This window comes from Emergencia sp. 1XD21-10 (assembly GCF_009936045.1).
In the GTDB taxonomy this organism is placed as follows: domain Bacteria; phylum Bacillota; class Clostridia; order Peptostreptococcales; family Anaerovoracaceae; genus Senimuribacter; species Senimuribacter intestinalis.
The window spans coordinates 88,448-111,076 of record NZ_QWEQ01000018.1; the positions used below are offsets into that span (position 1 = coordinate 88,448).

Genomic DNA, 22,629 nt, shown 5'->3' on the forward strand with positions numbered 1-22,629 from the left:
CTCCTTAGAACAGGCCAGACAGCAGAGGAATCAGCGTGGTGCCGATCACGATGATGCCGCCGCCAGCCATGAGCTGTTTCATGCCCTGGCTTTTTGAGCCAGGGTTGTCCGAGCCGTAGCCCTCCAGAAGATTGACTACGCCCCATACGCCAAGGCCAGCGCCGAGGGCGATCACAAGGGTCTGTAAAGTGGTGATAGCGGATGCGAAAAATGCCATATAGTCCTCCATTTCTCCGGGATATTCCCGGCTATGAAAAAAGCCGCCATTTCTGGCGGCAGTTACCGACTTCGGGACACTTTGTCCCAAAGCCCATTTATGCAAAGGCGTCCGGATCGTCAATATCGTCATAGTTGAGGATGTCCTCGTCCTCGCCTGTGAGCCCATTGTCCTCCACGGACACCTTATACACCTCGCATAGTTCCTCCGGCCCGGGCCGCCTGCGGCGGTTGATGAGCCTGTCAAGGTCAAAGGCGTTTTTGATTTTATCGGCCTCAGCCGTGTATTTGTAGTTGGGGTGCTTTTTCAGATCATATTTGGGGGAGAAGAACGGGGGCAGGCCCCGCAACTGCAAAATGCACTTGTCCCCCGGCATGGTTGCCAGTTCCGCCGGGGTCATCAGCTCCCGGCCCAGCCGCTGGTTATTCTGGCTGTAGCTTTCCGACTGGCCACGGGAGCGGCTGTCGGTCTGCATGGAGATAGTGGCCTTTCCCAGCCAGTTCTCGGAAATTTCCTTGATGGTGCTGGCCTCCCGGCCTCCGAGGAAGATCACGCTGTCCATATTTCCCAAAATCGTCTCAGCGTGTTTGTCATAAATAGCCTTGCACTGCGCCAACTGCTGGTAAAAGAGGGTCAGCGACACCTCCCGGGAGCGGATCACCGCCACAATCTTTTCAAGCTGGGGCACCTGGCCAGTGTTGGCCGCCTCGTCCCACAGCACCCGCACATGGTGGGGCAGGCGGCCCCCGTGGACATTGTCGGCCCGCTCGCACAGGAGATTGAACATCTGCGAAAAAGCAAGAGCCACAAGGAAGTTATAGGTCTGGGTGGTGTCCGAGATAATAAAGAACACCGCCGTTTTCCGATCTCCGATGCGGTCAAGCTCCATTTCGTCATAAGACATAATCTCCCGGAGCTGGGGGATGTCAAAGGGCGCAAGTCTGGCCCCGCAGGAAATCAAAATGCTTTTTGCCGTCTTGCCGCTGGCCAGCTTGTACTTTTTGTACTGCTTGACAGCGAAACAATCCGGCTTTCTCTTTTCCAGCCCGGAAAACATATAGTCCACGGCGTTCATAAATTCCTCATCATCCTCTTTGACCTCCATACCGGAAATCATATCCACCAGAGTATTCATGTTCCGATCCTCGGCGGGGCCCTCGAAAATGATATAGGCGATCAAAGCGCAGTAAAGCAAAGTTTCCGATTTTGTCCAGAACGGGTCGCCCTCCTTGCCCTCGCCTTTGGTGTTGGAAATGAGGGCATCCACAAATTTAAGGATGTCGGCCTCGTTCTTGATATAGGCCAGCGGGTTATAGTGCATGGATTTTGAAAAATCAATGCTGTTGAATACCTTGACCTTATACCCCTTTTTCTTTTGGAGAAAAGCGCCCACCTGGGACAGCACCCCGCCCTTGGGATCGACCACCACGAAAGAGGAATGAGCCTGGAGCAGTTGGGGCGTGAGCCAGAACCGGGTTTTTCCCGAGCCGGACGAGCCGATGACACAGCAGTTGAGGTTGCGGGCGTTGGCCGGGTTTTGGGGCCGGGTATTCATGGTAAGGAACTCCGTCCCGGTCAGAATGACATTGTTTTCAAACTTTGGATCGACAAAGGGCTTGATGTCTTTTTCCGTCCCCCACCGGGCCGATCCATACTCTTCATCCCGGCGGAATTTTTTAGCGTTTTTGCTTTTTACATAGATCAGCAGACGGAACGCCGCCGCCCCCACGATGCCGATCAGCCAGTCAAAGGGATTGACTCCCGGGGCGAAGTCGGCAAAGGCCGGGCCGATGGTCTGGCCCAGCCCGATCAATTTGTGGGCGAAATCCGTACCCGCCGCCAGCCGGTAGGCTGTCCCGATTTTCAGACAGGCCCACAGGATAAACAGGTAGGGGATGTTGGGTATCAAATATTTTTTTATGCTATCTGTCCTCACGGGCCGCCTCCTTTACTCGTTCTTTCGCCCGGGGCTTTTCCACCGCAAGCCGCTCCGCCGCCTGTTTCAGTTGCTCCCGGATAGGGATGCGTCTGAATTTTGACTGCGTGAGCAGTTTCCGGGAATAGCTTTCAAAGCAGGCGGTAACAGCGTCCGCCTGTCCCGCCTTAAAAAACAGCAGATATTTGTCCGGCCCAGTTTTATAAAAGGCATAGTCCACATTGAAACGGCGGGCCATACGGTCAAAGAGCCTGGGAGCCTCCACCTCAATGCTGTTTATATTTTCTCCGTGGGCCATGAGCTTTTTCACGCTCTGCCTGCCGTGGGGCCTTTGGGCCGCCCGGTGCCGTTTGGCGATCTGGCCCCCAGCCGCCTGGAGCACATAAGCCAGCCCCCGGGCCGTCAGCTTGCCAGCCCGGACAGAGATCGCTATGGAGCTCCGGGAAATTTCTTCATCAATCAGTTACACCGCCTCCTTTCTCCGCTTTGGGACAAAATGTCTCGAAGTGCCTTGTCAGCGTTCCTCCCGGCCTTTTTCGGTCAGCCGCCGAAAGCCCTCTTTTGAGGAACCGTCAATCACCTCTTTGTAAGCGGCCATCTGCTCCCGGATGGAAAGCTGGGGATAGGAAAACACCTTATGCTCGGCGGGGATGTCCTGGGGGCCGTGATAATATTCCCTAAAGTCTCCGCTGGTCTGAACCACATAGCCGCCTGGGGCCATGTGGCCGCCCTCGTTGATGGAGATGTCCCTGCCGTATGCCTCATAGTCAAAATAGTCTTTCAGTTCTTCCGGGATCGGCAGGTCCTCCGCCCAGTAACGGCCCAAGTCCTCCTCATTTTCAATCTCCGGATAAAATTCAAAGCAATCCAGATTTTGCGTCAGATTGATAATATCTGCCACACTGGAGGTATGCGCCCCCGTATGGAGCACTGCCTCAAATTTTTCAAGCTCACCTTGATCGAGTTCCGAGAGCAGGCAGGCCAGATGGTTGAGCTCGTCCAGATTTTCATATTCACCCAGATAGTCATAGAGCCCCAGCACATCGCCGTCAAAGCTGGTAATAAAAAATTCCTCGTACCGTATGCCGTCCACGCCGATATGTTTCAACAGCGCCTGCACCTCCTGGGGGCTGGTGGGAAATTCCAGTGTTTCTCCCACCAGCTCCCCCTCGTTGTATTTGCCGAGGTTGGTAATGTAAGCCTCAAACAAGGATGCCATCAGCGTTTGCCCTGGCCCTTAACGGTCAAAATGCCCTCAAGGGTGGTGGCGGTAATCCCCAGCCGCTGGGCCACGGCAATATCATTTTTCATGGCCTCGGTCATGCTGTGGCCGCATACCACCAGCACCCGGGAGCGGCGGAGCAGGTCACGGCCAATGTCAATGCCGCTTTTATGCTCCTCGGGTACTGCGTCATTGAGGAACAGCGGCAGATAGAGGGCGGGGCAAATCGGGGCAAAGCCCGCCTCATATACGGCCCGGCAATACTGGGCCGCCAGTTCTGCGTTTTCACTGTCGCCGCCAAACCATGCGGCGGTAATGTATGCAAGGGGTCGTTTCATAAGTAAAAACCTCCGTTCTATCATAAAATCGTTCAACCCTAACCCCCCGCCCTTTCCCAATCATGGGAAAGGGGGCGGCTCTGGAGGATATACCCCCGCCGCTTGGCCGGAGATAGCACAGCCGGGGCAGGCCGTAAAGGGCAAGCCGCCGCAAGCGGCGGGGCCGTTGGCCCCCTTGACGGCCCGCTCCCGACTGCGCTTTTTTATCCCCGGCGACGGGGGATATATACCACCAGAGCCATCGCAGAGGGGCAGAGCCCCTCGGGACAAAATGTCTCGAAGTGGTTACTTGTCTTTTTCCATTTTCTTCGGGGCCTTTGCCAGCTCGGGCGGCTGTTTCTGTTTCCACTCGTCCAGCAGGCCGATGATCTGCTCTTTCATTTTGGCCGGAGTGACCTCCTTGCCGAAATACTTTTCCAGTTCAGCGGTTGAAATAATCACGCCTCGATCCTCCTTTTTCTTTTCTGATAAGATGCCGTCAATCACATCGCCGTTGAGCTTGCCCTCCTGATCCATCTCCCGGAGCTTTTTCGCCTGGGCTACCGAGGGGGACGCCTGCTCCCCGTCAATGGAAACGGCGATCAGCCTCTGGTTTTTGGGCCGGATATAAGAGAGCTCCACGGCGGGCATAAAGCCCATCTTTTTATCGTCCACCTTGTCCAGCAGTTCCGGCACAAGGGAGTTGAGCCGCAGATAGCGCATGACTTTTTTATAGTTCATGTCATGGGCCTCGCCCACAATCTCCACGGAACGCTTGCCAATGTCGCCCTCGGCCACATTTTTCAGCCGCCCGCCCTGGTGCTTGATGTCCTCCACTTCCAAGTCCAGCAGGGCGGCCAGTTCGCTGGGGAGCGTCTGATCCCTCTGCTTGTTGCTGTCCTTCATGGCCTGGACAGCCTCGTGGTCGCTCATATCCCGGACGATAAAGGGCATTTCCTCCAGTCCCGCCAGTTCACTGCCACGGCAGCGGCGGTGGCCCGCCACAATCTCATAGCCGTTTCCGTCCTTTTCCGGGCGGGCAAGGCCGGGCACCATCACGCCGTTTGCCTTAATGGATGCCACCGTCTCCTGCATTTTGGCATCGTCCCGCACCTTGAACGGGTGGGGCCGGAATGTATGGAACGGATGCATCTCGGAAAGTTTCAGATACATGAGCTTGCCTTCCTCCACCGGACGGGGAGGGGTGACTGGCCCGGGCGGAGCCTGCTCCGGGGCGGCGGCCTTCTTTTCGGGAGCAGTTTTCCCAGCCTTTGGGGGAGTTTGAGCGTCCGGAGCCTTCCCGTCACTTCGGGACATTTTGTCTCGCTTGGACGGCTGGGCCTCGCCGGGGGCCGCTTTGTCAGCCTTGGGCGGGCGGCCCTTGCGGGGCTTTGCCGCCTCCTTGCCAGCGGGCTCCGCTTTATCCTCCTTCGGGGAACGGCCACGGCGGGGCTTTTTCGGTTCGCCAGTGGCGGGCTGTTCCGCCTCACCGGGAGCCTGCTCCTTTGTGGGGGCATCCCCGGCTTTCTCTACCTCAGCCCGGGCCGCCTTTCGCTTTTCGCCCATGAGCTCATTGATCTGCTCAAAGGACACTACCACATCGCCGGGATCGGGCTTTGCGGGCCCGGTCTGTTCCTGCTGGGGTGTGGGAGCGGCCTGTTCGGGAGCCGGGGCCTGGGGCTGGCCAGCCGTTACAGACTCGGGAGCCTCCGGGATTTTTTTCTCACCGGGGCCCGTGTTCAGTTTGTCATCTGCCATTCATTAACCTCCTTTTCGTTAAAGTTGCACAAATTTCAGGCTTAAATTTCTGTAATTATTTTTTGCCTCCTTCCCGTCTACCCACGCAAAAAAGCCGCCCGGTTTTGATGGCCGGACGGCCTTTCAGCGTAATGTGATAGATCAAATATTATTTTTGTTGTTGGTAGGCTCCGAAAAGCCTTGTATTTGCGGTTTTCCTAATTTATATGGCCCTTAATATCCCTTGCACCAAAACTCTCTGTTTCGATATTTGTATTTCAGCTCCCCGAATTGCTCGTACAGCATCGTACTGCTCTTCCCCTTGAGGTAACCCACAAATTTTGAAACAGAATACTTTGGCGGAATCTCTAAAAGCATGTGAATATGGTCAGAGCAGACCTCTGCTTCTACAATTTTTACACCTTTCCACTCACAAAGCTGTCTTAGAATCCTACCTATTTCTCTCTTGTATTTCCCATAAAAGATTTTTCTTCTATATTTGGGTGCAAACACAATATGGTATTTGCAATTCCACTTGGAATGCGATAAACTGTTAATGTCATTCATACTCATTGAATGTCCTCCTTCTCTATTCTTCTTTGCAGTTGGCAGACCGCATTCCAAGTATAGCAGAAGGAGTTTTTTTTATTCAAATGTGTAACATTTCCGGAACCTCGCGTCCAATGCGTGGTTTTCTCATATACAAAAATACAGGCATGTCTCAACGCAGTACATGCCTGTTTCTATATGGCTATTGCAAGGTTCCCATCGACACGTGAATTTCGTTTCCACATACAGCCGCTTCAATTGCCGCCTGCAGCCCCTTTGTGATATCTGAAAGAGCCATAGACGGTGTATCCTCCTTATCCGCTACTTGCTCCGGAATAAATGGCACATGAATAAAGCCTGCCTTCATCTGAGGATACGATTGTTCCGCTAAATGTAGGGCCTCATATAAAAGAGTATTGCATACATAGCTCCCTGCCGAATAAGAAAGCTTCGCAGGAATTCCTGCCTGACGGATACGTTCCACCATCGCCTTTATCGGTAACGTCACAAAATACGCAGCTGCGCCATCTTCATGTATCGGAATGTCGATAGGCTGATTGCCATCATTGTCAGGAATGCGCGCATCAATCAAATTGATACCAATACGCTCCACCTCAAGGGCGTCTGCGCCGCCTGCCTGCCCAACGCACAGCACTATGTCCGGATTATGCGCTTTTACCGACTGAGCCAATACAAGCCCTGCTTTTTCAAACACCACGGGAATCTCTGCTTTTATAATTTCTGCACCAGAAATTACGTCCGGCAGCCTGTGCACTGCCTGCCATGACGGATTGGTATTTTCCCCGCCAAAGGGCTCAAATCCTGTTACCAAAACTTTCATCTTATCAACCTCCTCGTATTTTCTCAAATACTCCGTTTCATTCATTAGATTAAACTATTCTGTTAAAATGTCAACAGTTTTTCTAAAAGTATTCCCTGATAGCAAAAGAACCGTAAGCGGGTCATCACCTTGCTTACGATTCTTTTATAGGAATACAACTATGTGTGTCGTTTGCTATATTAGTTTCTCTCGCCGCACAGTTCTAAAATCGCAGAGGCAAACATAGCCCCGCTTGTCAGAAGTACGTCTAAATCAGCAAATTCATCAGGTCCGTGCATTCTGTTGTCAACCCCCGGCATTGCGCAGCCAAAAGTGACACCGTAAGGCATATTGTGCACATAGGAACCTCCACCTATAGCAATGCAGTGTCCGGCAAAGCCCGTATAAGCCTCATAGCACTTTAACAGCGTCTTAACCAGTACCGTATCCTCAGGCACGTGGTGCGCTTCCTCTCTTTCAGCCTCATACTGCAATCCTTTTTCTTCCGCCATATCCTCAATAGGTTTTAAGTTTTCCAAATTTGCGCAAATCGGTGTACGTGAATCAAATTCACCGGTTAACGTTTTTCCATTATAATTTAGAATATCAAGGCTTACAGTAATTTTGCCGGACAGTTCATCCTCCATATAGATACCGGCAGCCTTTCCGTAATAATCTCCATGGGGAAAGATTTCCTGTAAACTCTGTAGCTTTTCAAAGCCTAAGGATTCAGCAACCGGAAGCCTCACTAAAAGCTGCAGCATCGCAGTCGCAGCATTTCTCGCCTGCTCCGGTCTGCTGGCATGGCCGCCTTCACCATCAGCAGTAATTCCAATGAAATCACCTTTCAGCTTTTCCAGCGAAAAATCCACATTGGTTTCTTCTGAAACCACATTTAAGATATTTTTTAAATCTTCCGCAGTCAGACCCTCTATCACTGCCTTTGCCGAGCTTGGAATCACATTGATACTGCTCCCGCACTGCACAGATACAATGCGCGGCAGTCTTTTATCTTCAGGAAACTCTGCTGTCAAAGCTCCTTTTAAGCTGCCCTTTTCAATGTTGGCAACGGGAAATTCTCCGTCAGGTGAAAAAGCCATCTCTGCTGGTTTCGTTTTTGCTCTGTACATCTTCAAATCCAGGCAGCCCGATTCTTCATCGCAGCCAAGGAACAGCCTCACATTCTCAGCCAGCGCAATTCCTTGTTCTTTAATAGCGCGAAGTGCGTAAATCGCTGCCAGAGCCGGTCCTTTATCGTCAGCGGTTCCTCTTCCATAAACACAGCCATCGACAAGTTTCATCACAAAAGGTTCAGTGACCTGCCAGCCTTCCCCAGCCGGAACAACGTCCATATGGGCAAAGATATCCAGCTTTCTTTCACAGCTGTCATTTAGCTGTACAATGCCCAGACAGTTCTCCCAGTTTTCGGTATAAAGGCCAAATCTCTTCGCAATTTCAAGGGCTTTTTCAAGAGCCTGTGCAGGGCCGCGACCTACAGGAAAACCCGGTTCGCTTTCACCTCTGGTGCTGTCAATAGAAATCAGTTCTTCTAAATCCTGCAAAAACTCCTCTTTATATCCTTCAAAATACGCTTTTAAATTCTTTTGCTTCATAATATCTCCCATGCTTTAGTCTGCAATACGCGTGGCGCTTTCCTTACTGCAGCTCAGCAACTGCTTCGATTTCGATGAGAGTTCCCGGTTCAAAACCCTTTACCGGAACAATGATGCGGGCAGGCTTGTGTTCTCCAAAAAACTCTGCATAAATCTTATTCACAATATCCCAATATGTGTGATCCGCAACATACACCTTGCACATCACAATATTTTCCTTCACTGCACCTGCAGCTTCCACTACCTTCCCAACATTTTTAAGTGCGGCAACAGTCTGTGCTTCGATTCCAAGCTCCCTCTTTCCAGTCTCTTTATCTTCGCCGATCTGCCCTGCAATATAAAGGGTGCTTCCGCTGATTACACCTGCGGAATAATGTCCGCAATTTTCACCAAATGGATTTACAAATCTCATACTTTGACCTCTCTTCTCCCAGCTTATGCCTCTTTTACAGCGGTAATTAAAGTGATTTCTACCTTAAATTTCGTATCTGACAGTGCTGCGCCTACGCAGGTACGTACCGGCTGCGTGCCTTCTTCGAACCAGTTGTCCCACACGCCGTTAAATTCATCAAAAGTTCCCATATCCGGAAGATATACACTGGCAGAAATGATATGCTTCTTGTCTGATCCATACTTTTCTAGCTTTCCCTCCAAAATTTCCAGACAGGACAGCGCCTGCTCGGAAACAGTTTCGCCTTTATCAGAAATCTGACCTGAAAGGTAAAGCACTCCGTTGTGAATGACTGCTTCGTGGAAGCGTCCGTTTGAATTGTAACGTTCTAATTTCATATTTCTTTCTCCTTTTCGTTCCATAAATTATTTTCTTTGCATCTTTTTATTTTTACCGGTCTGCGTAGCGTTCTATCATACCGCTGCGCACATGGCTGTGGTTGCCATGCTCCATGGCGACTTTGCCGTTTACCAGCACATAGCTGATACCTTCCGGCTTGCTTCTGGGATCCACCATGTTCTTATTCGGTTTCAAGTTTTCCAAATCCGCAATGACGATATCTGCCTGCATACCTTCCTTCAGATATCCTCTCTTCGTTAAACCGAGAACCTTTGCCGCATTGCCTGTCAGCTGTCCCACTACTGTCTCCAGCTTATATCCACGCTCTAATCTGCTGTTGATGTACTCTATGATTCCGCAAAATCCAGATGGCGTTCCGTTATCCTTTGGCATATCCTCTACATCGCCTTCAAAATCATAGTTGGTCGCCATATTATCCGTTCCGATGCAAGCTTCCTTCGCCTCATAAAACCTTTCCGACTGCGGCTTGGCAAGAGACGGCGCAATGGGCTGAATATACCGAGTTTCCGGATCCCTTGCCAAAATTTCTATCAGTGCATGGGCAGAATCCGTTTCTAAAGCTTCTGCAATATCACAAATGCGTTTACCTTCCCATTCCTTGCATGCGCACCTGCCGATTACAGCTTGATCGTTCCACCTTGGAAATACGATGTTCTCATTTCTGTTGATGCACTCTGCCAGATACTCTCGGTATCCTTCACTTTTTAATCTTTCCCCGAAAGCCTTTTTGCCTCCGCAGCTCGTTACGTAGTAAAGCAGCACCTTACTCAAATCACTGAAATAGTACATGGCATAAAGGTTCGGCACCAAAACATCCCATGTAGCGCGCACGCCCTTTTTTCGATAGACTTCAATGAGTTTCAGCGTTTCCTTTTCACTTTCGTAGATTGCTTTTTCATCATCTAACTCATCAGCTGCTTCAATATGACTGACATGAACATGCACGCCGGTCTTAAGACCGATTTCCATCAATTCTTTTACGCCATCTAAAGTTCTATGGTCTTCTACGGTTTTTCCGTGGCGATGGTTTCGCATCTGCACATGGGCAGTGAGAATGCCATCATATGGCTTTAAGCATTCTGCTAACCTAAGGAGTTCCTCATCGTCTGCGTCCCAGCCCGGCGTATAGTCAAGACCGTATGAAATTCCAAAAGCGCCTGCTTCCATGGCTTCCTTGACCCAGTACTCCATTTCTAAAAGCTCCGCTTCCGTCGCAGGTCTTTCCGCATGGAGCCCCATGGCGTTCTGACGCATGTTACTGTGTCCTGCTATCATAAACAGATTGACGGCAACACCTTGCTCCCTCAAATACCGCTGATACTCCCCAAAGGTTTTCCACGACATATTGATTCCAAAGCACTTTTTCATGCCGGCTTTTAACGTCGGCACATCGATTGCCGGATATTCTCCCGGAAAATGTCCGATTGTAGAAAAAGGCATCATTTCCTCGTATGCAGGACCTTCTACGTGCATCAACGTCCAGTATTTATCAAGGGGCGTCATTCCCATACCGCAGTGGCCTGTAAATGCTGAGGTTACGCCTTGACCAATGAGGTTTTCCGCATCCGGCTGCATAAAAATGCTTACATCGGCATGGGAGTGCATATCGATAAAACCCGGCGTTACAAACTGTCCTTTTGCGTCAATGATCGCTTCACTGTCTGCCTCTGCAAGGATTCCAATTTTTGCAATCTGCCCGTCTTTTACTCCAATATCTGCTTGATAGCGCTCACTTCCCGTTCCATCAATGAGCATACCATTTTTTATGATTAAATCATACATGTCGACACCTCTTGGACTTTTTTCTATTTCTTTCCGATTTCTTTCGTCATATAAAGGTCGGTTCTTCTGCCGATGACAAGAGGCAGCTGCTGTCTGGTGTTCCCCACTTCTGCCATGTCAAGGTCCACATACAGCATGCAAGGCTTTTCCTCTGCTCTGACCAAAATGCGTCCCATCGGATCGCAGGCAATGGAGTTTCCGTAGGAAACATACACACCGTCAACATCTCTTGCAGGCGCTACACCCACCGTAAAAATCTGCTCATCTACGGCACGCTGTCTGAACATGGTCTCCCAGTGCAGTGGTCCTGTAGTCATATTAAATGCTGCCGGCACGATGGTTACCTGTGCGCCTTTCAGCATCATGAGGCGGGATAGCTCCGGAAAACGGAAATCAAAACAGATACATAGGCCAAAGGTAATACCCTTGAACGCAAATGTAGTCACATCATCTCCCGGCGTAAAGGTGTCTGATTCCTTAAAATACTGCCCACCCTTGATATCAATATCAAAGAGGTGCATTTTTCTATGCTTTCCAATCTGTTTTCCTGTCTCATCAAAGACATAAGCTGTGTTATAAATCTTTCCGCAGCAGGCTTCCGGCATACTGCCTGCGACAAGACCAATCCGGTTTTCTGCAGCGCATGCCGACATGGTTTTCCATGAATGTTCCCCTTCCTCTTCTGCAAATCGCTTAAAGTATTCTGCAGTATACGGACACTGGAACATTTCCGGAAGCACCGCAAGCTCTGCACCCCGCTGTGCTGCTTCCCTTACTTTCTCGCAAGCATATTTCAAATTCGCTTCCTTGTCCTTTGTGACAGGCATTTGAATCATCGCTATTCTCATCGTTTCTTACTTCCTTTCCTAAAGCCTTCCCAGCTGCTTTAATGCATCTGCTGCTTTTTCAATATCAGAAACCGAATTATGTAACCCGATAGAAAGTCTGATATATCCCGGTCTGTGGGTCACTCTTATCTTTGCCTTTTCAAAAATGTCACTAGCCCGGTCGTAATGCTTTTCATCATAATACATCACCAAAACCCCGGACAGGTTTTCTGACTGGGGCAGAATATCCAGCCCGCAGCCCTGCAGCTTTTCTCGCAGGAGTATTTCAAGACCTCTGACATGATTTTGTATATTTTCTTTGCCCAGCTCCAAAATCAGGCTCAAACTGCTCTCAAGAAGGGCAATGCCGATAGCATTTGTCGTACTTCCTTCAAAGCGCTCCGCATCGCTACGCAGGGAAACTTCATCAATACTATCCAGCGTCTGCGGCGGATCCGGTTCATATACGGCGCTGCTTCCTCCTACATACGAAGGAACTATCTTTTCAATCAAATCCTTGCGGCAATACATAATTCCTGTTCCAAAGGTTGCCAACATACCCTTATAGCAGCCGCAGGAAAGAACGTCTATGTGCAGTTTTTTTACGTCGATAACAAGTCTACCCAATGCCTGTATACCGTCAACTACAAAGAGAATATTTCGCTCTCTGCAAAATCTGCCGATTTTTTCTAAATCCAAGCAAATTCCCGTTCCAAACTGAACAGCCGATAAGCTGATTGCCCTCGTATTTTCATCTACCGCTGCAAAAATCTGTTCTTCCGACAGGTTTCTCCCATCCGTCTTTATCAGTTTCAACGCATACCCGTATTTCTTGGAACTGCAAATCCACGGATAGAGGTTAGACGGATTTTCCATATCACAGACAACCACGTTATCGCTCTTTTCAAAGGGATAGCCCTGCGCCACGATGGAAATTCCCTCCGTAGTACTTTTGGTAAAGGCAATTTCATCAGTGTCTGCATGAATCAATTCCGCCAGCATCTCCTTTGCGCTAGTTCGCTGTGGTCCAAGGCTTGTAATGCCGTTGACACAAAGACTCTCTACATAGCCTTCCATGAAGCGCGAACCCGCCCTTTGGGTGCGCAGCGGCGGAAGTCCTATAGAGCTGGTATTCAAATAAACCACATCGCCGAGAAACCCATACTCGTTTTGAATTAACGTTTCATTTATTACACTCATGCTTTGTTTCCACCAATCATCACATTTTTAACTAAAAGGCTCGGCCCTCCGTAGCAGTAGTTTTTATAATCGAATTCATGCAGCTGCAAATCTTCTCCTACCGCCGCAATATTTTCGAATAAATCACGGAGATTTCCTGCCATGGTAAGCTGATCTGCATAGCCTATCGCTGCGCCATTTTCATAGACCACCCCTTTGCAAGGAATGGAGAAGGAACCGTCGGCAACGTGAACGGAATGGAACTCGTCTGAGGAACAGGTGATATGGAGTCCATCCAGTAGCTTGTCTGTCAGTTCCTCTTTGGGCGTTTTGCCCGGCTTGATATAAAACACGTTTGGCAGAGTCTGCAGGTCGATTGGAAGCATTCCAGTCAGCGTAATCCCTCGACCGCCATGTCCGGTTGCTTTTAAGCCCAGCTTCTCTGAAGCCCTGTGATTTGTCATAGGCGATTTGAATATACCATCCTTTACAATTTCTGTCTCTTCACAAACAGTGCCTTCCGCATCTACCGGAATGTCATAGCCCCAGCCGTCGCACTTGGCTCCGCTTATCACCGTAAAAAGGTCACTTCCCACTCTACTGTTCAATGCGTCCGCAAGAGGAGACAGCCCCGAAACCATGTGGTCTCCGCTAAAGAGCTGCCATGCAGTCATCAAAATATTGCAAACGACTTCATTGCTCAGAACCACGTCATATGTGCCGGACGGAATTTCAGTAGCCACAAGCTTTCCCGCTCCGTCCAGCAAGTTTGCTTCAGCGATTGCATACTGCAGCAATTTTTCAAAGTCAAGGTCTGCCAGTTTTTTTACACAGAATAACTTGGTACCTTTTTGAGGTTTTCCGCTTTCCCGCTTCATGGCAACCTGCAGCGTTACCATGTAATATACATTTTCAGCATAAGCGTCTACACCCCATGTATTTACTACATACCTTGTAAAGCAGGTTTTGCGCAGCGTCAGTTCAGCAGAAATAACACCTTCTTTTTCTCTTGCCGATTTCACAAGAAAAAGGGCTTTTTCCTTCATCTGATCATAATCTGTGCCGTCATCTTCGGCAAAAATCCTTACAGGCTCTGCGCAGTGATGCATCGGTTCTTTTTTGGTATTTTCACCCTTTGGGGCATTTGCCAGAGCCTCCAGAAGAAGCGCCTCCGGATCTGCGTTCATATCCTCGGTGTAAAGGTATCCTGTACCGGTCTTTTCTCCTACTGCCCGCAGGTACATACTGGTCGTATCGAAGTAACGGCTGTCCCTTACCTTATCATCGCAGATTGTGACGAGGCATTCTTCCCTACGCTCCGCGTTTACTTCCGCTTCTGTAACTTCTGACGGCAGATTGGAAAATATATTTTTAAACTGATCTAACGTAATTCTCATTTTTCGCCTCCTACCATCATTTCTTTTATACGCATCTGTGCGCCGGAAGTGGTTGTATTGACAAGGCCGGAAGCTGCACCGCAAAATGCGCCGCCGTCTTCATATACCATTTTCTTTCCGACACGGTCGATATTCATCATTGCGTCTTTTGCTCTTCCTGTAAGAATCGCACCTTTCACAAGTCTGTCAAGCTTTCCGTTTTTAATCAGATACGCTCTTTGTGCACCGAGAGAAAACTCTTCTCCCGCTGTACCACCTCCAAGCTCTTCTACGAAAAGGCCATAAGGCACAGAGCGAATCATGTCTTCTTCATCGTCTTTCCCACAAGCAAGATAGGTGTTGCTCATTCTTGCTACCGGCGCATAGGTATAATCCTGGCGACGGCCGCTTCCTGTTCTTGCAAAGCCTGTTCTAATGCTGCCGATTCTGTCGACCAGATAGGATTTTAAGATTCCATTTTCAATGAGTACATTTTTCTGCCGCAGCATGCCCTCATCGTCATAAATAGAGGAACCGTACATCTGCGGCAGCGTTCCGTCATCGATAACAGTCACCTTGTCAGAAGCAATCTGCTGCCCCATCTTTCCTGCATAAGTCGGATCAATCTGCAGATTAGTAACCTCCAGTCCGTGACCGCAAGCTTCATGGAAAAATGTGCCGGAACTTCCTCCTGCTGCAAAGATAACCGGCATTCTGCCCACCGGTGCAACCTCTGCAAACATGGTTTCCTCCATACTCTTTAAATCTGCTGTCATGCGATCGATATAGCTCTCGTCAGAAAAAGCTTCAAATCCCATCGGCCTTGTAAAATCAGTGAAATGCCCTGCCGATTTATCTCCGGCCTCAAGCTTTGGCATCTGTCTGATTCTGGATACAACTCTTCTGTCCTCTGCCAAAACACCTTCGGTATTTGCAATGCGTACCCTCTGGTCTACATCGAAATAGGTTAAATCCAAGCTTCTGAGGTACTTACAAGAACTCCTCATAGCTTTATCAGCATTTTCAAGAACCTTTAACTTTTTAGCACGCTCTACACTAGATGGTAAGACCTTTGCCTCGCACGGATTGGAAATCCCAATAGACGCTGTCTTTGGCGCTGTAAATCTGCCCTGTTTTTTCTCTTTCAGCATCGCAGCACCGATTCTTGCCAGCTTCATCATCTCGGTATGGGATAAACTATTTGTATATACATAGACACATTCTGTCCCCGAAATCAGATAAAGACCTGCCCCTTTGCGTCTTGCCTTTGCAATATTTCCTACCGATGACTCCTTGTATGAAATATTGAATTCATCCCTGTCTTCCAAAAATAGCTCAGCAAATTCAGCGCCCAGTTCCAGTGAGTACTGTAACACTGCATTGATTTCTGCCTGTTTCATAACCATTCTCCTTTCACGCCGCTCACTTTTCAGTTAAGTGACAGGCAGCAAAGTGCCCTTCTGCAATCTCCCTTAACTGCGGTTTTTCTGCTCTGCAGCGATCTGTCGCATAAGGACAACGCATTGCAAAATTACACCCTTGCGGCAAATTGATAGGACTCGGTACATCGCCTGTTAAAAGCATTCTTTTTCTCTTGCGCTCAATGGTCGGATTTGGAATCGGAATTGCAGAAAGCAGGGCTTTGGTATACGGGTGAGCGTGATTCTTATAAAGCTCATCGCTAGGCGCAAGCTCCACAATAGAGCCCAGATACATTACCGCAATCCGGTCGGAAATCTGTCTTACCATGGAAAGGTCATGGGTAATGAATAAATAGGACAGTCCTCTCTCCTCCTGCAGCCGCATGAGAAGATTTACAATCTGCGCCTGAATGGAAACATCCAGTGCAGAAATCGGCTCATCGCAGACAATCAGTTCCGGATCCATCGCAAGAGCTCTTGCAATACCGATACGCTGTCTCTGCCCTCCGGAAAACTCGTGAGGATAACGGTTGACATGTTCCTTATTAAGACCGACAAGCTGCAAAAGCTCTACAACCTTTTCCTGCCTTTCTGCCTTTGTCCCGATTTTATGAATTTCCATGCCTTCATCGATAGAACTTCCCACCATCACCAGCGGGTCTAAGGAAGCGTAAGGGTCCTGAAAGACCATCTGTACTTTCTGTCTGTAGGTAAAGTTTTCTTCTTTATTAAACTTCCAAATATCTTTTCCGTTATATTTGATACTTCCTTCACTGGGCTGATACAGCTTTACGACGGTACGCCCAAGGGTCGTTTTACCACAGCCGGACTCGCCTACAAGACCTAGAATTTCACCTTTTCCGATGGAAAGGGTAATATCGTTGACTGCCATCAGCTTGCCGCCGCCAGCCACATCAAAGCTCTTTTTTACGTGATCTAATTCCATCAACGTTTCTCTATTCATTGACAGTCACTCCTTTCTCTTTGATATAATCCGGATCGTGAAGCCAGCAGGACGCATAGTGACCTGCTTCCTCAAAGTCCTGTTTTGGCGGTGCGCAGCGTGCGCAGATATTCATGGCATATTTGCACCGTGCTGCAAAAGCACAGCCTAAAGGAGGCGCAAGCAAATCCGGAGGGGAACCCGGAATGGAAGATAACTGTTCTTTGTGATTGCTATCCAGTCTTGGCACGGAATCCAGTAGTCCCCATGTATACGGGTGCTTTGGATTTTCAAAGATTGTGTCCACATCACCGTGCTCCACAACCTGACCGGCATACATGACGTAAATTCTTTCTGCCATGTTTGCTACAACGCCAAGGTCATGGGTAATCAAAACGATAGATGTATCGATTCTGTCCTTTAAGGAATTCATCAGTTCAATAATCTGCGCCTGAATGGTTACATCAAGCGCCGTCGTCGGTTCGTCTGCAAACAGTACCTTCGGGTCACAGATCAGCGCCATGGCTACCATAATTCTCTGGCGCATACCGCCGGAAAGCTGATGTGGATAGCGCTTGATATTTTCCTCCGGCGAAGGCAGGCTGACAAATTTCAGCATTTCTACTACTTTCTCCATCGCCTCTTTTTTGCTGACCTTGTTGTGCTCTCTATAAGCTTCTGCAATCTGATCGCCTACTCTCATAGTCGGATTCAGATAGGTCAGCGGATCCTGGAAAATCATCGTCATTTCGTTACCCTGCAGCTTTCTCATCTGCTTTCTGCTGTAGTTTGTAATATCCTCCCCACGGAAGATGACTTTTCCCGATTTGATTTTTCCGGCAGGCTTTTGCAAAAGTCCCATGGCAGTCTGAATGCTGACTGTCTTGCCGCAGCCGGATTCTCCTACAATGGCAATGGTCTCTTTCTTATGTAAATGCCAGTCTACGCCTCTGACGGCCTGTACTTCTCCCGCATAGGTAGCGAAGCTGACCGCAAGATTTTCTACTGAAAGTATTTTTTCTCTTTCCATAATCTACCTCCTATTAGGAACGCAGGCGCGGGTCTAATGCGTCACGCAGTCCATCGCCGATCAGGTTAAAGCAGAGCAAGGTGATGCTCACAAAGATACAAGGAATAATAAACTGATATGGATAGCTCTTAAAAGATTCTGATGCAATTTTAATCAGCTGACCCCAGCTCGGTGTCGGCGGCGCTACGCCAAGACCGATAAAGCTGAGGAAGGCCTCGTTAAAGATAACCGACGGAATCAGCAGGGTCATCTCTACAACCAAAATACCCAGAGCATTTGGAATCAGGTGCTTAAACACCAGTCGTTTAGACGATGCTCCCAGCACCGTACTTGCCATAACAAAGTCTCTCTCCTTGTTTTGCAGCACCAGGGCTCTGGTGGTTCTCGCTGCACCCAGCCAGCCGGTCAAAGAAAATGCAATAATCAGCGTAAAGATATTGCCGCTTCCCAGTACCATCATCAGCAGAATGTTGTAAATCAGAGACGGAATACCCATGAGGATATCGATGATACGCATGATGACCATATCTACAACGCCGCCAAAGTAGCCGGCAAAACCGCCCACAGTCATACCGATCAAATATGGAATCAAGGTTGCCGCAACAGCAATGAATAAGGAAATTCTTCCTCCCTGCCATACACGAACCCAAAGGTCACGCCCCAGGGTATCTGTGCCAAACCAGTGTTCTCCGCCCGGCCTGCAATTGATAGCAGAGTAGTCGTTGCTGTAATAGTTATATTGTGAAATCATCGGTCCAATCAGTACCAGCAAAAGAATCAAAGCAAGTATCCATAGAGCCACGATGGCTGTTTTTCTCTTTTTAAAGTTTCTCCATACATCTTTCATAAAAGTTGTAGGCGGACGAGATATCACCTCGGCAAAGCCGTCGCTTTGCACCAGAGCTGATAGATCGTCTTTACGAAATTTTGTCTGTGTCATTCCTCTTTCTCTCCTTTAACTTGTTCTGATTCTAGGGTCTACAATGCCATACAGAATATCGACGATAAAGTTCATCAATACCAAAAAGCTTCCATAGAAGACGGTCAGTCCCATAACCAGCGGATAATCCAGTGTGCTGACTGCGTTGACAAAGTGCTTGCCAAGTCCCGGGATTACAAAAATTTGTTCCACAACGAAGGAACCCATTACCACACCTGCAATAGCCATGCCCATGCTGGTCAGAATCGGAATCATCGCGTTCTTCAGCTCATGGCGCAGGGTAACCTTTACCGGCGATAAGCCCTTAGCGTAAGCTGTTTTGATGTAATCCTGGGTCGTAATGTTTAGCATGCTGGCACGCATACTTCTGGTGACGCTGGCGATGGTTGCCACCGACATGACAAATGCAGGCACGATAATATGCTGCATCGTTCCCCAGCCGGAAACCGGAAATAGGTGTAGCTTTACGCCAAGGAAGAAACGAAGAAGCGGTCCGATTACCATACAAGGCAGGGAAATACCTGCAACTGCAAGGACTATCAAAAGATAATCAGGCCACCTGTTTTTAAATTTTACACATAAAATGCCGAATAAAATTCCCACCGCATAAGCAAAAAGAACTGCAACCAGTCCCAGCTTTGCCGAAATAGGGAAATGAGTTTTAATAATATCAGAAACACTTCTACCTACATATTTCAGGGAAGTTCCAAAATCTCCGTGAAGCAGATTTTTCATATAAGTCACATACTGCTCCATCACCGGCTTATCAAGGCCGTAGTATTCCATCTGCTGCTGCTGGATTTCCTTTGGTACCTTGTCATTTAAGAATGGATTGCCCGGAAGCAGCTTCATCAAAAAGAAGGTCAAAGTAGCCAGCACGAAAATGGTCGCTAAAGAGATTAAAATTCTCTTAAAAACATATTTTGCCATCTTATTTCTCCAATAAAATGGGACTGACTGATTATCTCATTCAGTCCCATATTCCAATAACTTATTCTGTCAGTTCAACGTAAGTTGCATCGATATAGTTTCCGTATGTGATGCCTTTTACATTTTTTGTATGTGCACAAAAGCTCTTGGACCAGTATGCAAGGATGCTTGCCGGGTCGTCGCAGGCAATCTTTTCCATATCAAAGAGCAAATCCTTACGTTCTTTTAAGGTTTCAGCACCCTTAGCTTCTTTATAGGTCTTAGAAAAATCTTCGTTCTTGTAGCCAAAACACTGAGAGCTGCCAAAGTCATACGCGTCAGCAATGCTGTCTGTGCTCGCCCAGTCTAAGGTACCGAGAGTCTTTCCGCCCCACCAGATGTCCCATTCGCCGTTATCGACCTTGCTCAGCATCTGCTGAATCGGAAGTGGGTTTAAGCTGCACTTGATATTCAGTGTGGACAGAATCATATCCTGTACTGCCTGCAAGGCCATAGTGCTGTTCTGAGATTCGTAGCATACCATGGTAAGCTCCGGTACATCGTCGATGCTTGCACCCAGCTCTTTCAGCGCAGCTTCCAGGCATTCCTTTGCCTTTTCCGGATTTCCTTCCGCCGGCCAGGCTTCAAACGGGTACTCCTCATTAAAGGTCTTTTCTACACCCAGTGCATCCGGCGCTGTAATACGAGTAGCCGGCTCTGCTGCTCCTGCGTAGATACTGTCGACCAATGCCTTTCTGTTTACTGCATAGTTGAGGGCACGTCTGAAGTTTGTATTTTCCATAAAGCGTTTGCTTTCTTCTGTACAGCCGCCGGAGTTCATATGTACAAACTGATAACCTGAAGTAAATGGATCAATCACAATGTTTCCGTCCTCAATGTCTTTTACTGACTCATAAGCAAAGGCTACCATTGCGTCCACTTCACCGGCAGACAGCATATCCGCAGCTGCTTTTTCTTCCACGTCTACGGTAAGCTCCATGCCGTCAACCTTGATGGAATCCTTATCCCAGTAGTTTTCGTTCTTTGCAAGGATAATCTTGCTGCCGTGTTCCCAGGAAGTCACAGTAAAGGCCCCGTTACCCATGAACTTTTCTGCTTCACTGCCGTACTCGATTCCGTATTCCTCTACCACATCTTTCTTCACCGGTGCAAACCAGTAGTTGGATAATTCATAGAGCTTTTCAAGACCAGAAGACTCAAAGGTAACCTTCAGCGTGTGTTCATCTACTGCTTCAACGCCTACATCTTCTGCCTTACATTCTCCCTTAAAGAACTCTTCACCATTCTTGAAAATAAAACCTCTGTCAGCATTGCCACAAGCATTATCTGCAGTGATTAAATTTAAGAAAGAATAGGCGAAATCCTCTGCTGTCAGCGGCGTACCGTCGCTCCAGGTTGCCTCTTCTCTCAGGTTGAAGGTATATTCTTTTCCATCATCGCTGACAGTCCAGTCCTTGGCAACGCCGGGTACGATTTCACCACCTTTAAATCTGACGAGAGTTTCCACCAGCAGAATCGCAACTTCATAAGAGCCGTCATCGTTGATGCTTCTAGTGTCAAGAGTCGTCGCATCATAGTTTCTAGCCCAGCGGAAAATCTTTGACTGGCTGCCGTCTCCGTCGTCTCCGCCGCCGCAACCGGTTACCATGGCTATACAAAGCAGTACAGCTAGCAGTGAAACTAATTTCTTTTTCATTTTTTCCTCCTCATTTGACTTCTCCAATTCCCTTTTGAGCCGTCTAATCTGTCTCCTCATTTCTGATTCTTTCTGTGATTAGATCACTAATTGGATTATAGTCTCCTCGCTGGATTTTGTCAAGTATTTATCTGAATTTTTCTACTATCATCAAATATTTTATCCCGCATTAAAGACCTGTCTTTATTTTGAAAAAAGACGAAGACTCTCTATTTTTCTTGTTAGATACGCCTTGTAAATTTTTTCTTGCCAAAAGTCAGAAAATGGTATAATCTATGGTTAGATAGTTTTAACAAAGGAGACCAGTTATGGATTCTATAGTAAACCGTGTTTACGATGATCTAAGACGCCGCATTCTGCAGAATGAGTTTGGACCAAACGGTGTTTTAGTAGAACAGGATATTGCCGAGGAATACAAAGTTAGCCGCGGCAGTGCCCGCGAAGCCATGCAAAAGCTTTGCGAAGCCAAATTTTTGATCAAAAGGCCTAGAAAAGGCTATTTTATTTACAATTTTTCTACCAGGGAAATGCAGGAAATTATACATACTCGTTACTTCCTGGAAGTAGGTGTTGTTAAGCATATCATTGCCCATTGCACTGATGAACAAATTCGCGATTTATACAACTGTATAGACGGCGAAGAGTATCCTACTTTACCTGAAAAGGTAGTCAACCGTCAGTTCCACCTGCAAATGGCTGAACTTACAGGAAATAAGTTTCTCGTAGAATTGCTGGAATCACTCCTTGCCTTTACCGTTCGAAAAGCAATTCATCTTTCCACCTCCAGCACCAAAAGTAAGCACGAAGCATTAATTGAGGCTCTTTTAGCAAGAGACGAAGAACTAATATGCCAACGCTTAAGAGAGGATTTAGACGTTGAACCTCTATTGCCGCAAAGCGACCTTGCATTCAGATAATCAAGGTCATGATTACCTCTTCCAGCAATAGTTTTTTCTATGGTCGCAAAATATTTGATACTCTTTATACTCTAATAATAATCCACCGGCTTAGCCGGTGGTTTTCGTTCTACAAGAAAAGGTATAGCCTCAAGCCTTTATGATTCAGCTTGACTCTATACCTGTTTTCCTCTAAAAACCCCTTTAAGTTTAGACCTCCGCCAAAGTCTACCCCCCCTAAAAAGTTTATAGTCCTTTAAAATTCTAGTTTTATTCAGCTTTCTTCACCATGCAGCCCTTCTTGTACATTGCAATTCCGTACTTTAATATCGGTCTGTATCCGTCAGCTGAAAGTGGTGCAGCATAATCCTGCGCTTCTATCTGCTG

Annotated in this window: 21 protein-coding genes and 1 pseudogene; 1 reads left to right on the top strand and 21 read right to left on the bottom strand. The window is 48.0% G+C overall.

Going from position 1 to position 22,629, the window contains the following annotated elements:
* Positions 1-4 precede the first annotated feature (4 nt).
* From D1151_RS11830 to D1151_RS11930, 21 genes and pseudogenes are all read right to left on the bottom strand, one after another.
* Positions 5-217 (bottom strand): Maff2 family mobile element protein, encoded by a 213-nt coding sequence (locus D1151_RS11830; RefSeq protein WP_016316823.1) that lies wholly within the window; start codon positions 215-217, stop codon positions 5-7.
* Positions 218-314: 97 nt separating this feature from the next.
* Positions 315-2,153 (bottom strand): VirD4-like conjugal transfer protein, CD1115 family, encoded by a 1,839-nt coding sequence (locus tag D1151_RS11835; RefSeq protein WP_161909024.1) that lies wholly within the window; start codon positions 2,151-2,153, stop codon positions 315-317.
* Positions 2,140-2,535, bottom strand: coding sequence for a PcfB family protein (locus D1151_RS11840; RefSeq protein WP_161909025.1), 396 nt, complete (start codon positions 2,533-2,535; stop codon positions 2,140-2,142). Before D1151_RS11840 ends, D1151_RS11835 begins: the two co-directional genes overlap by 14 nt.
* Positions 2,536-2,667: 132 nt before the next feature.
* A complete protein-coding gene (locus D1151_RS11845; protein WP_161909026.1) occupies positions 2,668-3,372 on the bottom strand; it encodes an antirestriction protein ArdA in 705 nt (234 codons plus the stop codon).
* Positions 3,372-3,713: a hypothetical protein gene (locus D1151_RS11850; RefSeq protein ID WP_118021158.1), complete on the bottom strand. Its 342-nt coding sequence runs from the start codon at positions 3,711-3,713 to the stop codon at positions 3,372-3,374. Before D1151_RS11850 ends, D1151_RS11845 begins: the two co-directional genes overlap by 1 nt.
* A gap of 285 nt (positions 3,714-3,998) precedes the next feature.
* Entirely contained in the window at positions 3,999-5,450 is a 1,452-nt protein-coding gene (locus D1151_RS11855; RefSeq protein ID WP_161909027.1) for a ParB/RepB/Spo0J family partition protein, read from the bottom strand.
* Positions 5,451-5,666: 216 nt separating this feature from the next.
* Positions 5,667-5,996: pseudogene (gene tnpA, locus D1151_RS11860) on the bottom strand (IS200/IS605 family transposase); the annotation flags it as partial.
* A gap of 184 nt (positions 5,997-6,180) precedes the next feature.
* Positions 6,181-6,819 carry a pyroglutamyl-peptidase I gene (gene pcp / locus D1151_RS11865; protein ID WP_161909028.1) on the bottom strand — a complete coding sequence of 213 codons (639 nt, stop codon included), beginning with the start codon at positions 6,817-6,819 and terminating at the stop codon, positions 6,181-6,183.
* 179 nt (positions 6,820-6,998) lie between these two features.
* On the bottom strand, positions 6,999-8,411 hold the full coding sequence (locus D1151_RS11870; RefSeq protein WP_202620426.1) for a Sapep family Mn(2+)-dependent dipeptidase: 1,413 nt from the start codon (positions 8,409-8,411) through the stop codon (positions 6,999-7,001).
* Between the two features lie 43 nt (positions 8,412-8,454).
* Positions 8,455-8,823 carry a RidA family protein gene (locus tag D1151_RS11875; protein WP_161909029.1) on the bottom strand — a complete coding sequence of 123 codons (369 nt, stop codon included), beginning with the start codon at positions 8,821-8,823 and terminating at the stop codon, positions 8,455-8,457.
* Between the two features lie 23 nt (positions 8,824-8,846).
* A complete protein-coding gene (locus D1151_RS11880; protein WP_161909030.1) occupies positions 8,847-9,200 on the bottom strand; it encodes a RidA family protein in 354 nt (117 codons plus the stop codon).
* A 52-nt stretch (positions 9,201-9,252) separates the two neighbouring features.
* Positions 9,253-11,004 (bottom strand): amidohydrolase family protein, encoded by a 1,752-nt coding sequence (locus D1151_RS11885; protein ID WP_161909031.1) that lies wholly within the window; start codon positions 11,002-11,004, stop codon positions 9,253-9,255.
* 23 nt (positions 11,005-11,027) lie between these two features.
* Complete coding sequence (locus D1151_RS11890; RefSeq protein ID WP_160200566.1) at positions 11,028-11,852, bottom strand: carbon-nitrogen hydrolase family protein; 825 nt, start codon at positions 11,850-11,852, stop codon at positions 11,028-11,030.
* A gap of 18 nt (positions 11,853-11,870) precedes the next feature.
* Complete coding sequence (locus D1151_RS11895) at positions 11,871-13,031, bottom strand: aminotransferase class V-fold PLP-dependent enzyme (RefSeq protein ID WP_160200567.1); 1,161 nt, start codon at positions 13,029-13,031, stop codon at positions 11,871-11,873.
* Complete coding sequence (locus D1151_RS11900) at positions 13,028-14,407, bottom strand: TldD/PmbA family protein (protein ID WP_161909032.1); 1,380 nt, start codon at positions 14,405-14,407, stop codon at positions 13,028-13,030. Before D1151_RS11900 ends, D1151_RS11895 begins: the two co-directional genes overlap by 4 nt.
* Positions 14,404-15,786 carry a TldD/PmbA family protein gene (locus D1151_RS11905; protein WP_160200569.1) on the bottom strand — a complete coding sequence of 461 codons (1,383 nt, stop codon included), beginning with the start codon at positions 15,784-15,786 and terminating at the stop codon, positions 14,404-14,406. The genes D1151_RS11900 and D1151_RS11905 overlap by 4 nt, the downstream gene beginning before the upstream one ends.
* 22 nt (positions 15,787-15,808) lie before the next feature.
* Complete coding sequence (locus D1151_RS11910; protein WP_160200570.1) at positions 15,809-16,771, bottom strand: ABC transporter ATP-binding protein; 963 nt, start codon at positions 16,769-16,771, stop codon at positions 15,809-15,811.
* A complete protein-coding gene (locus D1151_RS11915; RefSeq protein ID WP_160200571.1) occupies positions 16,764-17,780 on the bottom strand; it encodes an ABC transporter ATP-binding protein in 1,017 nt (338 codons plus the stop codon). The genes D1151_RS11910 and D1151_RS11915 overlap by 8 nt, the downstream gene beginning before the upstream one ends.
* Positions 17,781-17,793: 13 nt before the next feature.
* Positions 17,794-18,720 (bottom strand): ABC transporter permease, encoded by a 927-nt coding sequence (locus D1151_RS11920; RefSeq protein ID WP_160200572.1) that lies wholly within the window; start codon positions 18,718-18,720, stop codon positions 17,794-17,796.
* A 15-nt stretch (positions 18,721-18,735) separates the two neighbouring features.
* Complete coding sequence (locus D1151_RS11925; RefSeq protein WP_160200573.1) at positions 18,736-19,650, bottom strand: ABC transporter permease; 915 nt, start codon at positions 19,648-19,650, stop codon at positions 18,736-18,738.
* Positions 19,651-19,711: 61 nt separating this feature from the next.
* Complete coding sequence (locus D1151_RS11930; RefSeq protein WP_160200574.1) at positions 19,712-21,346, bottom strand: peptide ABC transporter substrate-binding protein; 1,635 nt, start codon at positions 21,344-21,346, stop codon at positions 19,712-19,714.
* A 308-nt stretch (positions 21,347-21,654) separates the two neighbouring features.
* On the opposite strand from D1151_RS11930, the gene D1151_RS11935 reads away from it, so the two are divergent.
* A complete protein-coding gene (locus D1151_RS11935) occupies positions 21,655-22,263 on the top strand; it encodes a GntR family transcriptional regulator (RefSeq protein WP_160200575.1) in 609 nt (202 codons plus the stop codon).
* Positions 22,264-22,629 lie beyond the last annotated feature (366 nt).